This is a genomic window from Streptomyces sp. NPDC088766, from assembly GCF_044750845.1.
GTDB lineage: Bacteria > Actinomycetota > Actinomycetes > Streptomycetales > Streptomycetaceae > Streptomyces.
In genome coordinates, this window is the sequence record NZ_JBIVKQ010000007.1 from 236,742 (window position 1) to 248,946 (window position 12,205).

The window sequence follows — 12,205 nt, forward strand, 5'->3', positions numbered from 1 at the left end:
GTGTTCCTCCGGCGTCCGCCAGGCCGCCGAGGTCACTTCTTTACACGAACAGTCTTTGTGGACCTGGTCTCGAGGGTCATCTCGTCGGCCTCCGCGACCTTCGCCTTCAATCGCACAGTACCTGTCGGCGCGTCGACCACGTCCACCACCTTCGCAAGCAGTTTCGCAGTATCCGCGTTCCCGGACGCGCTCGCGAGCTGAACGGCCCGGCCCAGTTTGGCCGTTGCTCCATCCATATCGCCCGCTTTGCGAAGATCCAGCCCCTGCTGGATGGCCTGGGCCAGTTCGGCCTGCCCGGTGTAGTGGGCGACCTGCGGGTTGATCGAGGTCGAGGCCGTCATGTCGTCGGTCCACACGGCCCGTACGAGGCCCTGCGCGCCCAGGTTCCGCACCGTGCCCCCGGGCTCCGGGATCACCAGGGAGACGCGCGCGGCCAGCATCTCCTGGCCGATGGCCGCCGCCGGGACCTCGACGCACACGTGGTAGTCGCGGGACTCGTCGCCCCAGGAACCGGTGGGGTAGTCGCCGGAACGCGGGCCCGACTCGGTGCGCCGGCCGGTCAGTTCCGCGACCGTCGGCGCGACCTGCTTGACGAACCGGACGGCCGCCCCGGCCGGGGTCCACAGCCGCAGGGCGACGTCCGCGACCTCCTTGCCCATGGCCGTCTCCATCATCCGCGTGAAGTCGGCGGCGAGCCCGGCCGGGTCGGCGACGATGTCGGCGGTGCCGAGCAGGGCAGAGGCGATCCCTGTGACTTCTTTCACTTCCCAGTCGGTGCCCACACCGCGCGCGTCACAGGTGAACCGGCCCGCGCAGGAGTCCAGCGCGGCCTTGAGGTCCTCGGGCGACTCGTGTTCGTTGCGGCCGTCGGTGAGCAGGATGCCGTGCCGGATGGCGACGTCGGCGGTGGACAGCAGCCGGTCGGCCAGCCGCAGCCAGGTGCCGATGGCCGTGCCGCCGCCCGCGCCGAGCCGGCGCAGGGCCTGCTTGGCCTGCTCGCGGGTGGCGGAGTCGGCCACCGCGAGGCGTCCGCCGCCCGGATAGACCTCCGTGGCCACGTGCGTGCCGCCGATCACCGAGAAGTGCACGCCGTCGCGGAGCGTGTCGATGGCGGCGGCCGTCGCGTCGCGCGCGTTGCGCATCTTGGTCGGCGGGTAGTCCATCGAACCGGAGCAGTCGACCATGATCGCCACGGCGGCGGACGGGCCCCCGCCCGGCGCGTACAGGTGCGGTGCCGCGACCCCGGTGCCGACGGTGCCGCCGCCGGTGGCGGTCACCGTCACGATCGCGTTGACCTCACGGCCGCCCTCCGGCAGGTAGGCGTTCTGGTAGACGTCCACCGCGAACTGCGGCACGTTCGACTTCGAGAAATTGGCCATGCCTTTTCCCTCCCCCTCGGAAACTCCCACGGCGTGTGCGGCGACGACACGGACGGACCGGTCCCCTCCGGTCCGCCGCTGCTTCCCCGCGCACCGGCCTGCCCGTGCGTACGGGCCGGCCGGTGCTCTGTCCGTGCGCGGCCTCAGGCCGATCCTGCCCCCTGCGCGGGGGCGGGGAACGGCACGACGGCCACTGTTACGTTGTCGTGGCCCCCGCCGTCCAGGGCGTGACCGACGAGCACCCGGGCGGCGTGCAGCGGGCGGGCGGCGGCGTCCCGGGGGAGCGCCTCGGCCATCTCCCCGGCCCCTTCCGCGTAGTTCCACAGGCCGTCGGTGCACACGATCACCACGCCCGGCCGGTCGGGCTTGAACGCGGCGGTGTGCGGCTCCAGTTCGTAGGCGTCGGCGCCGAGCCAGCCGGTGATCGCGTGGGCGCGCTCGTCGGCGTAGGCCTCGGCCTCGTTCATCAGGCCCGCGGAGACCATCTGGGCTGCCCAGGAGTCGTCCTCGGTGAGCCGGGCGGGCGGTGCACCGCGGTCCTGCGGAACCCAGTAGACGCGGCTGTCGCCGACCCAGCCGACGACCAGCAGGCCCGCTGTGACGACCGCGCCGACGAGGGTGCAGGCGGGGGCGTTCTGGTGCGGGGCGTGCTCGCGGGCCGTGGCCGGCTCCTCGGCGAGCGCGTTGACCGCGTGCGAGGCGGCCACGATCGCCTCGTGCATGGCCTGTTGCGGGTGCGTGCCCTGCGGCAGGGCCGCCAGCAGGGTCCGTCCGGCGGCCTGTGCCGCGGCGTGCGAGGCGTCGTCGGGGCGGGTCGCGGAGGAGACGCCGTCGCAGACGATCGCCACCAGCGCGGAGCCGCCGTCGGGCAGCGCCGTGCGGCCGACCGCGAAGGAGTCCTCGTTGCGGTGGTGGCGCAGGCCGCGGTCGCTGACGGCGGCGACCGGGCCCGACTCCTGCTCCATGTGGTCGCGTTCACGCGGCTGGGCGTGCCCGCAGTTCTCGCAGTACCCGTCGTCGTCCACCCGGCCCGCCCGGCAGGCCACGCACACCTTGGCGACGGCCAGCCGCGGGTCCGGCGCCTGGAGGGGGTACTCCTCCGGCTCGGAGGGCCGGTCGAACCGCACCCCGGGTGCGGGAACGCCGGGGCCGGCGGCGGTCGGCGCCACCGGCCCGCCCGCCGGCACCCGAGCCGCCGCGACGGGCGCGGCGACGGGCGCCGCGACGGGTGGGGGCGGGGCTGCGGGCGGGGCGGCCGGTGGCTGCGGGGCCGCGGGCGGTGGCTGCGGTACCGCCGACGGCGGCGCACCGGCCGGGAGCGGCGGCGCACCTGCCGTACCCGGCGGTGGACCGTCGGCGCCCCGCGCGGCCGGTCCCTCCGCCGCGTTCATGGTGAGCGTCGGGGTGTCCTGCGGGCGTGCCGGTACGGCGGACAGGCCGTATCCGCACGCACCGCAGAAACGGTCACCCGCGTCGATCGGCTCCGCGCAGCTCGGACACGTGGGCAGGGAGGCCTGCCGGGGGATCTGGGACATCAACTACACCCACGTCCGGGGGCGGTAACGATTGGCACGTTCCACCAGGTCGATCCTCTCCTCGGCGCCGGTCGCCAGCCGGGCCAGCATGCGGTACGAACGCTCCAGTCCGAAGCGCAGCCCCCGCTCGTCCAGGTCGCTGCCGAGCAGCGCCCGCCGGTCGCCGGGGCCGGTGCTGCCCCGGCCACCGGAGAGTACCCAGTCCAGCGCGCAGCCGAGGACTTCGGTGGACAGCTGCTCCCGGCGCGTCGGATCCAGTCCGTAGGCGTCCAGTGCCTCGACCTGCGCCGCCGCGGCGGCGAGGTCCTCCTGGAAGGGTACGTCGGCGGCGGCCGCCGACGTCCGCTGCCGCAGCCGGGCGCGGACGGCCGCGACGCGGGCGGCGGTGTAGTGGATGGAGGACTCCGGCACCGACTCCAGCGTCCGTACGGCGCTTCGGCGGTCGCCCGCCGCGAGCTGGACGCGTGCCAGGCCGAACGCGGCGCTCACGAAGCCCGGGTCGGTCGACCACACGAGGCGGTAGTACTCGGCGGCGTTGTCCAGCTGGCCCAGCACCTCCGCGCACAGGCCGAGCGCCAGCTTCGGCGCCGGCTCGCCGGGGAAGGCGTCGTAGACCGCGTCGAAGGCGAGCGCGGCGCCCGCCCGGTCGCCGGTGACCAGCGAGGCCACGCCCCGGTACCAGACGACCCGCCAGTCGTCGGGCCGTTCGCCCTCCAGCTCGGCCAGCGACCTCAGGGCGGCCTCGAAGTCGCCGTTCTCCAGCCGGGCGCGGATCTCCCGCAGCCGGCTCTCCACCGACGGGGCCGGTGCGGCCGCGAGGGCGGTGATCAGCTCGGCGGGCGCGGAGGCCAGCAGGCCGGTGAGGAAACCGGCGTTGGGGTCGGCGGGGTCGACGTGCGGGACCGGCAGGGCGAGTCCGGCGGCGGGCGCGGGGACGGGCCTGACCAGCCCCGCCGCGGCACCGCCGGCGCCTGCCGGGGCGGGGCCTGCCGGAGCGGCGCCGGGCACGCGGGGCGAAGGCACGAGCCCGGCCGCACCGGTCCCGCTCGCCGGCGTGCCGCCCGTGCCGCCCGTGCCGCCCGTGCCGCCCGTGCCGCCCGTGCCGCCCGTGCCGCCCGTCCGGCGCGGGCTCCGCCGTGACGCGACGGCCCGGGACCCCAGCCGTGACACCTCCGCGTCCAGCTTCGGGAACAACTCCGTGTCCGTGACCCGCACTTCGGGCCCGAACAGGGTGGACAGCGCGGGCCGAGCCCGCCCCGACTGGAGCGAGACGACCTCGCGCAGCACACCGGTCAGCTGCTCGGCCATCTCCTGGGCGGAGGCGAACCGGCGGGCCGGGTCGGGGTCGGTGGCGCGGACCAGGAACCGGTAGAAGGACTCGTACCGGTGGAAGACCTCGATGGAGTCGGGGTCGGGCAGGGAGTCCACGAAGGCCGTGGTGTAGCCCTGGAAGTCGAAGGTGAGCACCGCCAGGGTGCGGCCGACCGTGTAGAGGTCGCTCGCCACCGACGGGCCGGCCTCCGCCACCTCCGGGGCCTGGTAGCCGACCGTGCCGTAGATGGCCGACTCGTCGTCGTCCGTCCTGCGCACGGCGCCCATGTCGATGAGCTTGAGCTGGTCCTCGGTCTGGATGGCGTTGTCGACCTTGAAGTCGCAGTACAGCAGGTTGCGGCTGTGCAGGTGGCCGAGGGCTTCCAGGGCCTCGATGCCGAAGGCGCAGGCCTGCTCCACCGGCAGCGGGTCGCGCCTGCCGTCCGGGGTGCGGCGGGCGTTGGCGATCTCCTTGAGGGACTTGCCGCCGACGTACTCCATGACGATGTACCCGTCCAGCGATCCGGTCCGCTGGTCGAGGTGTTCGACGAAGTTGTAGATCCGCACGATGTTGGCGTGCTCGATCTCGGCGAGGAAGCGGCGCTCGGAGATCGCCGCCGCCATCGCGTCCTGGTCGCCGGTGTCCAGCAGGCCCTTGAGGACCACCCAGCGGTCGGAGACCGCCCGGTCGACGGCGAGGTAGACCCAGCCGAGGCCACCGTGCGCCAGACAGCCCGCGACCTCGTACTGGCCGTGCACGACGTCGCCGGCCGCCAGCTTGGGGACGAAGGAGTACGGGTGGCCGCACTTGGTGCAGAAGCCCTCCGTGCGGCCCTCCCGCTCACCGCGCGCCCGGCCCACCGGCGCGCCGCAGTCGGCGCGCGAGCAGAACCGCTTGCGCTCGGGCACCTCCGGGTTGTCGAGGACCATCGCGCGCGGGTCGGGGCGCGGCACCTGCGGCACCGCGACCAGACCCGCCCCGAGGCGGGCCCGCCCGGACGAACCGGACGTGGAACCGGAGCTGCGCACCGACACCGAGCGGCCGCCGGCCGCGCCCGACAGCGACCGCGAGAGCCGCCCGGACACCGAGCGGCGCGACTTCGACGACTGCGAGGAGGTGCGCGCACTGCGCGAACTGCTGCGGGAACTGGAGCCTGAACCGCCTTTGCCCGTCGAGCCCCTGCCGCTGCGGGTCACGCCGGTCGGGGGTGAACCGACCAGGCCTCCCCCGGAGGGGGGACCTCCGGACGCGACGACGGGGGCCAGACCGCAGGTGTCGCAGTACAGCTCGCCCCCGCCCACGTCCTCGTACGAGCCCTCGCAGCCCGGTCGCTGGCACGTCTGCCCTGCCTGGCTCATGACCTCTGCTCCCCCCTGCGGTCCTCGGGGCCGCCCTGCTCGGGCACGCGCGGCGCGGCCAGCAGTTCGGCTGCCGCCTGCTGGTAGCGCAGGACGGCCTGTTCGGCGACGCGCAGATCGCAGGGCGCGCTCCACAGCATCCGCCGGGCCGCGTCGTAGCGCTCGATGAGGAACGGGTCCTCGGCGAGCCCGTGCCGGGCGACCTTCGCCTTGTACGCGTCGAGCCGGCCGCGCAGTTCCGCCCGGACCGCGAGCGGCGCGGTGACCGCGGTCAACGACTCGCGAGCACGCAGCAGTTCGTCCTCCGCCTTGCGCTCCAGGGACTCCAGGAGCGGGGACAGGCGGTGCCACTGGGCGTGCCGGCGGTACTCGGCCGCCGTCGCCAACTGCTCCTGGAGCACGGTCGGCGGGCCGCTGACGACCGGCACCTCGGTGGCGGCGATCTTCGCGAGCACCTCGCCGCGCGCGGTGCGCGCCTCGGCGAGCGTCCGGTCCGCGCGGCTGAGCACGTCCCGCAGCCGCACCAGCCGCTGCTCGGCGTCCTGACGGACCGTCAGTACGGCGTCGATCTCCCGGCGCACGTCCTCCAGGGCACGCGCCTCGCGGTCGTACACCGTGGTGTCGGGGCGGCCGCCGCCCGGCGCCGAACTGCCCTGCGCGGGAACCCAGAACGCCAGCGGGTCGGAGATCACCCGCTCGCGCAGCGAGGTCAGGGTGCGGGTGATGCGCTCCAGGTCGTCGCCCGCCGGATGCTCGCCGGGGCGCACGCCCACGGAGTGCGCGAGCTGCCGGGTGCGCTGGAGTTCCGCGGCGAGCAGATCGATCCGGGCGGGCAGCGCGGACCACACCGCGTCGGCGGCGACGACCATGTCCAAAGAGGACGCGTACAGCTCGTTCATCCGGTCGACGAGGGTGGCCAGCGAGAAGCTCTCGCTGAGCCTGCCGCCGCCGGTCGGGGTGGGGGCGTTCGCCGCGGCGGCGGCCGGGCCGGCGACCGTGACGGACTCGCCGCGCAGCAGCTCCGTCAGCTCCACCAGGTCCTCACGGCTGGACCAGCGGCGCCGCGAGCGGATGTCCCGCGCGGAGCGCAACGCGTCGGTGTACGCGTCGAAGTACGTCCACAGCAGCGTGATCGACGCCTCCGCGGACGCCCAGCGCTCCTCGGTGACGCCGGTCAGCGCGGCGCCCTCGAGGAGTCTGCGGCCCGCGTGGTCCTGGAGGGCGAGGAGCGAGGTCTCGATCGCCTCGTGCTCCGAGCCGAGCCGCGCCAGCGCACGGTCGACCTCGTCCCGGTCCATCACCGGCCCGGGAGGTCCCGTGACGCCCATCGATCACCTCTCGTCGCTGTGTCCGTCTCCTGCTCGGTCCGCCGCCCGCCGGACGTCCCGTCAACTCGTGCGCAGGTACTGCGGCGCGGGCGGCATCGACGTCGACGAATCGGTACCCAGTGTCGCCGACAGCCAGTCGGCGTACGACCGCTGCCAGCCGTCCGCCCGGTACGCCACCAGGATCTGGTTGACGCGGCGCACCAGGTCGTCCGCGTCCTTGTTCATCGCCACGCCGTAGTACTCGGTCGTGAACGCGGCACCCTTGAGTTCCACCGTCGGGTCCTGCGCGGCCTGGCTCGCCGCCAGGGCCCCGTCGGTGACGACGGCGTCGACCTCGCCGAGCTGCAGCCGCACCAGGCAGTCCAGCTGGTTGGGGACGGTGGTGGAGATGTCGGCGGTCGCGGGCAGCTTCCCGGCCTTCACGTCGTCGGTCAGCCGGGCGCTGGCGGTCGAACCGGCCGCCGTGCAGATCCGCTTCTTCGCCAGCGTGCCGTCGTAGCCCGTGACGGTCGACGCCTTGGGGGCGAGCACCTGCTGGCCCGTCCTGAAGTACGGCGCGGAGAACGCGACGTCCTCGATCCGGTCGCAGGTGATCGTCATCGTGCGGACCACCATGTCGACCCGGCCCTCCTGGACGGCCGTGATGCGCTGGTTGGTCGGTATCGCCTTGAACTGGACGGCGTTGCGGTCGCCCAGGATGTCCTCGGCGATCCGCCGCACCAGGTCGATGTCGAAACCCTCCAGCGCGGCGCCCGCGGTGTTGGGGTCGCGGTAGCCCCAGCGGTAGCTGTTCTGGTCGACGCCGACGACCAGCTTGCGCTTCTCGCCCGTACGGGCCTTGATCGCGGCGATCGTCGGACCGTCCGCGGTCGACGGGGCCAGCGTCTGCGTCTCGGGCGCCCGGCACGTCGAGTCCGCCGCCGGGCTGCCCTCGGCGACGCCGGGGCCGCCGGTGCCGGTGCTGCCGTCGCCCTTCGACTGGGTCCAGGGCAGCAGCAGCACGAACGCCAGGGCGAGGACGCAGACGACCGCCATCGCGCCCACCCCGCCCCAGCCCCGCAGACCGGCCCGTATCCGTCGAGCACGCATCGTCACGCCCCCTCTCACCGGTACTCCGACAGCCTGCGGCCGATGCCGAGGACCGCGCCCGCCGCCCCCAGGACGGCGAGGACGGCCGCGCCCAGCGGCAGCCCGCCCATCGCGTCCAGGCCGTCGCCGGCCGCCTGCCTGAACTCGTGCCGCTCGTGGTCGAGCGCGGTCGCCAGGCTGGCGTCGACGCCGTCGAAGCACGCGCCGGTCGCGCCCTTCGCGCCGATCACCAGGGCCAGTGCCTGCTCGTAGTTGCCGTTGTCGTCCTGGGCGCGGGCCGCGGCGTGGCGCTTCTTCCACTCCGCCATGTTGCCCTCCGCCGTCGCGACCGGCTTCTCGCCGGCCTGGTCGTCGGCGAGCTTCGCCGCCGCCGCGAGGCCCTTGCCGAGGGCGGCCATCTCCTCGGTGAAGTCGTGGTCGTAGGCGTCGACCGTCGTGTCGCCGGCCTTCACGGTCTCGGCGCCGCGGGCCACCAGGGTGAGGTTCTCGTTGCCGCGCGCCTTCAGCGAGGCGATACGGGCGTCGTGCAGGACGTCGAGGGAGCGGACGCCGTGGTCGTAGGAGTCGTTCAGCCCCGCGCGGGCCACGCTGTGACCGACGACCAGCCACAGCAGCACGACGGCGGAGGCCGCGGACGCCGCGACCAGGCCGTGGTTGAGCACCCGGTTCGTACGGCGGTAGTTGCGGTGCTGCGCCCAGGCGAGGGCGGCCAGCGCGAGGACGCCGAGGGCGATCGCCGCCCACGGGTACGGCTTCGCCGCCGCGTAGTCGTCCTGGAGGCGCTGGTTCTCCCTCTGGTAGAGGTCCTCGGCGGCCGGGAGCATCTCGTCCTGCATCTTCTGGTTGGCGTAGCGCAGGTACGCGCCGCCCACCGGGAAGCCCTGCCGGTTGTAGGTGCGGGCGCGCTCGACGAGGCCCTTGTACTCCGGGAGCAGGGTGTTGAGCTTCGTGATCGCCGCGGTGGAGGGGGAATTGGCGTCGGAGTTGTTCGCCGCGGTGACGAGCTTCGCGGCGGCCGTGTCGATGTCGTCCTCGTAGCGCTCGCGCGACTCGGCGGTCTCCTGGCCGCCCGCCAGGAAGCCGCCGGCCGCGGCCGTGTTGGCGTCGGCGAGCGAACGGTAGATGTCCGCCGCGGCCGAACTGAGCGGCTGGCTCTTGTGCAGCACGTCGTCGGCGGCGGCCGCGCGGTCGCTCGTCTGCCAGGCGGTGACGGCGCCGAAGGCGACGACGAGGAGGGCGAGGACGGCGCCGATGACACGGAGCCTGCCCGGCTCGGTGGTTGCTGCGGAGCGCAACCGGTCGGCACCCTCGGCGAATGCCGTCCGGCGGCCGGGCGGTGCCGCCGTGCCGGTTGTCGGCGGGTTTGCCACGTTTCCTGACCTCCCCCATGGTCAACTGTCCGCGCCAGTATCGCCGCTCGGCGCGGTGCGGCGCACCGGGCTCCGCCGGATCCTGACCGGACCGCGGCTCACCCCTGCCGGTGAACACGTCCTGGGTGTGTGTTCGGTTCCGGGGCGGAGACCGGGGGCCGTGGGCGGGTGCGGGGCGGAGACCAGGAACCAGGAACCAGGGATCGGGGGCCGGGGCCGGGTGCGGGTGCGGGTGCGTGTGCGGGTGCGGGTCGTTCGTGGCGGGTCGCGCGGTCCCCGCGCTCCCGGACGGCGGCGGTCACGTGTGCGGGGAGGGCCGGGTCCGTCTGCCGCGGGCACGCGGGCCGGCCGGGGCCGCGGGGCCCCCGCACCGGTCAGTCCGTGAGTCAGACCCGCCGGAGAAGCCACGTCACATCCTCACTGTCAGTCCTCGAAGTGCGCGCGGAGCCTCGCCTGTGCGGCGGGGCCCGCTTCCAGTCTGTCCAGGCCCAGCAGCGCGGCTCCCAGTACCGGGCGTTGCCGTACCACCCTCGGGACCGCCTTGGGCGCTCTGGCGGCCAGCAGTTCGCCGATGCCGTCGTCGAGCCGGCGGTGGCCCGCGGTGAGGACTCCGCCGCCCAGGAGCACCGGGGTCTCCTCCGCCAGGAGGTCCAGGCGGGCCAGGGCGACCGCGGCCATGCCGACGACCTCCGCCGCCAGGCGGTCGACGACCGCGCGGGCCACCGCGTCGCCGCCGGAGGCCGTCGCGAAGAGGACCGGGGTCAGCTCGTGGCGGCGGGACGCGGGGACGCGTTCCAGGTGGAGGGACTCGATGAGGGCGTACATCGTGGGGAGGCCGAAGTGGGCCGGGAGGGTGTGCGCCAGGGCGGTGGCGGGACCCCTGCCGTCCTCGGCCCGGGCCGCGTGCCACAGGGCCTCCTCCGCGAGGGCCCACCCGCCGCCCCAGTCACCGGAGATCCGGCCGAGCGCCGGGAAGCGGGCGGTGCGGCCGTCGGGGCGCAGGCCGACGCAGTTGATGCCGGCGCCGCAGACGACGGCCACGCCCCGCGGCCCGTCGACGCCCGCCCGCAGGATCGCGAAGGTGTCGTTGCGGACCTCGACGGTCGCGCCCCAGGCCCGCTCGCGCAGCGCCGCCGCCAACCGCTCCTCCTCGACGGGCAGGTCGGCGCCCGCGAGGCAGGCCGAGACATGGGTCACCGAGGTGACGCCCGCGGCGGCGTACGCGCGCGTGACGGCGTCCGCGAGGGTGTCCACGGCGGGCCCCACCCCCACCGCGGGCGGCCGGAAGCCGCCGCCGCGGGCCGTGGCGAGCACCTCCCCGTCGGCCGCCACGACCGCCACGTCGGTCTTGCTGTTGCCCGCGTCGATGGCGAGGACACCTGCGGTCAGGCCCACGCGAGGTGCTCCCGGTTGTGTGCGAGGAGTTCGTCGGTCAGCGTCTCGGCGTACGCGTACTGGCCGATCAGGGGATGGGCGAGGAGGGCCCGGAAGACGCGGTCGCGGCCGCCGCGCAGCGCCGCGTCCAGGGCGAGGTCCTCGTAGGCGGTGACGTTCGCCGTCAGACCCGCGTACAGCGGGTCCACCGGCGTCACCGGCAGCGGGGAGGCGCCCTCGGGGCCGACCGCCGCCTGGACCTCGATCACCGCGTCGTCGGGCAGGAAGGGCAGCGTGCCGTCGTTGCGGGTGTTCACCACCTGGTGGGGGCTGCCGGAGCCGGTGAGCAGCGCGGCCGCCAGGTCCACGGCCGCCTCGGAGTAGTGGGCGCCGCCCCGCTTCGCGAGCAGCGCCGGCTTCCCGTCCAGCGCCGGATCGCCGTACATCTCCAGCAGCTCCCGCTCCATGGCCGCCACTTCCGCGGCCCGCGGGGGCTTGGTGCGCAGTTCGCGCACGACCTCGTCGTGGGCGTAGTAGTAGCGCAGGTAGTACGACGGGACCACGCCGAGCCGGTCCAGCAGGGGGCGCGGCAGGTGCAGGTCGGCGGCGATCGCGTCGCCGTGGCCGGTCAGCAGCGCGGGCAGGACGTCCTCGCCCCCGGGGCCGCCGAGGCGCACCCCCGTCTCCCAGGTGAGGTGGTTGAGGCCCACGTGGTCGAGGTGGACCTCGGACGCGGCGACCCCCAGCAGGCCGGCGAACCTGCGCTGGAGGCCGATGGCCACGTTGCACAGCCCGACCGCCCGGTGCCCGGCCTGCAGCAGGGCGCGGGTGACGATGCCGACCGGGTTGGTGAAGTCGATGATCCAGGCACGGGGGTTGGCCCGGCGGACCCGGTCGGCGATGTCGAGCACCACGGGGACCGTGCGCAGCGCCTTGGCCAGGCCGCCGGCGCCGGTCGTCTCCTGGCCGACGCAGCCGCACTCCAGGGGCCAGGTCTCGTCCTGTTCGCGGGCGGCCTGACCGCCGACGCGGAGCTGCAGCAGGACCGCGTCGGCGCCGTCGACGCCCGCCTCCAGGTCGGCGGTGGTGACGATGCGGCCCGGGTGGCCCTGCCGGGCGAAGATGCGCCGGGCGAGTCCGCCGACCGGCTCCAGCCGCTCGGCCGCCGGGTCGACGAGGACCAGCTCCTCGATCGGCAGGGTGCCCCGCAGGCGGGCGAAGCCGTCGATCAGTTCGGGCGTGTAGGTCGAGCCTCCGCCGACCACGGTGAGTTTCATGTCCGGGCTAACCGTTCGTTCCGCTCGGGGTGACGCCCCCGGCGAACGCGGAGGTCAGGGCGGAAGTCACTTCCCGGGGCGCTTCCCGGGGCGCTTTCCGGGTCGTTTCGGGGCTGCGTGCGGGCATGGCGGGGCCTCCCGGGGACGGGTGTGGCGACGAGGACGACGGGGGCGACGGGGATG

General features: G+C 74.7%; 8 protein-coding genes. All 8 read right to left on the minus strand.

Features of this window, described 5'->3' with window-relative positions:
- Window positions 1–32: 32 nt before the first annotated feature.
- Window positions 33–1,379: a VWA domain-containing protein gene (locus tag ACIP5W_RS12865; RefSeq protein ID WP_401471044.1), complete on the minus strand. Its 1,347-nt coding sequence runs from the start codon at window positions 1,377–1,379 to the stop codon at window positions 33–35.
- A 143-nt stretch (window positions 1,380–1,522) separates the two neighbouring features.
- On the minus strand, window positions 1,523–2,914 hold the full coding sequence (locus ACIP5W_RS12870; RefSeq protein ID WP_401471047.1) for a PP2C family serine/threonine-protein phosphatase: 1,392 nt from the start codon (window positions 2,912–2,914) through the stop codon (window positions 1,523–1,525).
- 3 nt (window positions 2,915–2,917) lie between these two features.
- Window positions 2,918–5,584, minus strand: a complete 2,667-nt coding sequence (locus tag ACIP5W_RS12875) for a tetratricopeptide repeat protein (RefSeq protein WP_401471050.1) — start codon at window positions 5,582–5,584, stop codon at window positions 2,918–2,920.
- Window positions 5,581–6,912: a hypothetical protein gene (locus ACIP5W_RS12880; protein ID WP_401471053.1), complete on the minus strand. Its 1,332-nt coding sequence runs from the start codon at window positions 6,910–6,912 to the stop codon at window positions 5,581–5,583. Before ACIP5W_RS12880 ends, ACIP5W_RS12875 begins: the two co-directional genes overlap by 4 nt.
- A gap of 60 nt (window positions 6,913–6,972) precedes the next feature.
- Window positions 6,973–8,001 carry a glutamate ABC transporter substrate-binding protein gene (locus ACIP5W_RS12885; RefSeq protein WP_401471056.1) on the minus strand — a complete coding sequence of 343 codons (1,029 nt, stop codon included), beginning with the start codon at window positions 7,999–8,001 and terminating at the stop codon, window positions 6,973–6,975.
- A gap of 14 nt (window positions 8,002–8,015) precedes the next feature.
- Entirely contained in the window at window positions 8,016–9,371 is a 1,356-nt protein-coding gene (locus tag ACIP5W_RS12890) for a hypothetical protein (protein WP_401471059.1), read from the minus strand.
- Between the two features lie 423 nt (window positions 9,372–9,794).
- Window positions 9,795–10,766, minus strand: coding sequence for an N-acetylglucosamine kinase (locus ACIP5W_RS12895; protein ID WP_401471062.1), 972 nt, complete (start codon window positions 10,764–10,766; stop codon window positions 9,795–9,797).
- Entirely contained in the window at window positions 10,757–12,022 is a 1,266-nt protein-coding gene (locus tag ACIP5W_RS12900) for a 6-phospho-beta-glucosidase (protein ID WP_401471065.1), read from the minus strand. The genes ACIP5W_RS12895 and ACIP5W_RS12900 overlap by 10 nt, the downstream gene beginning before the upstream one ends.
- Window positions 12,023–12,205: the final 183 nt, after the last annotated feature.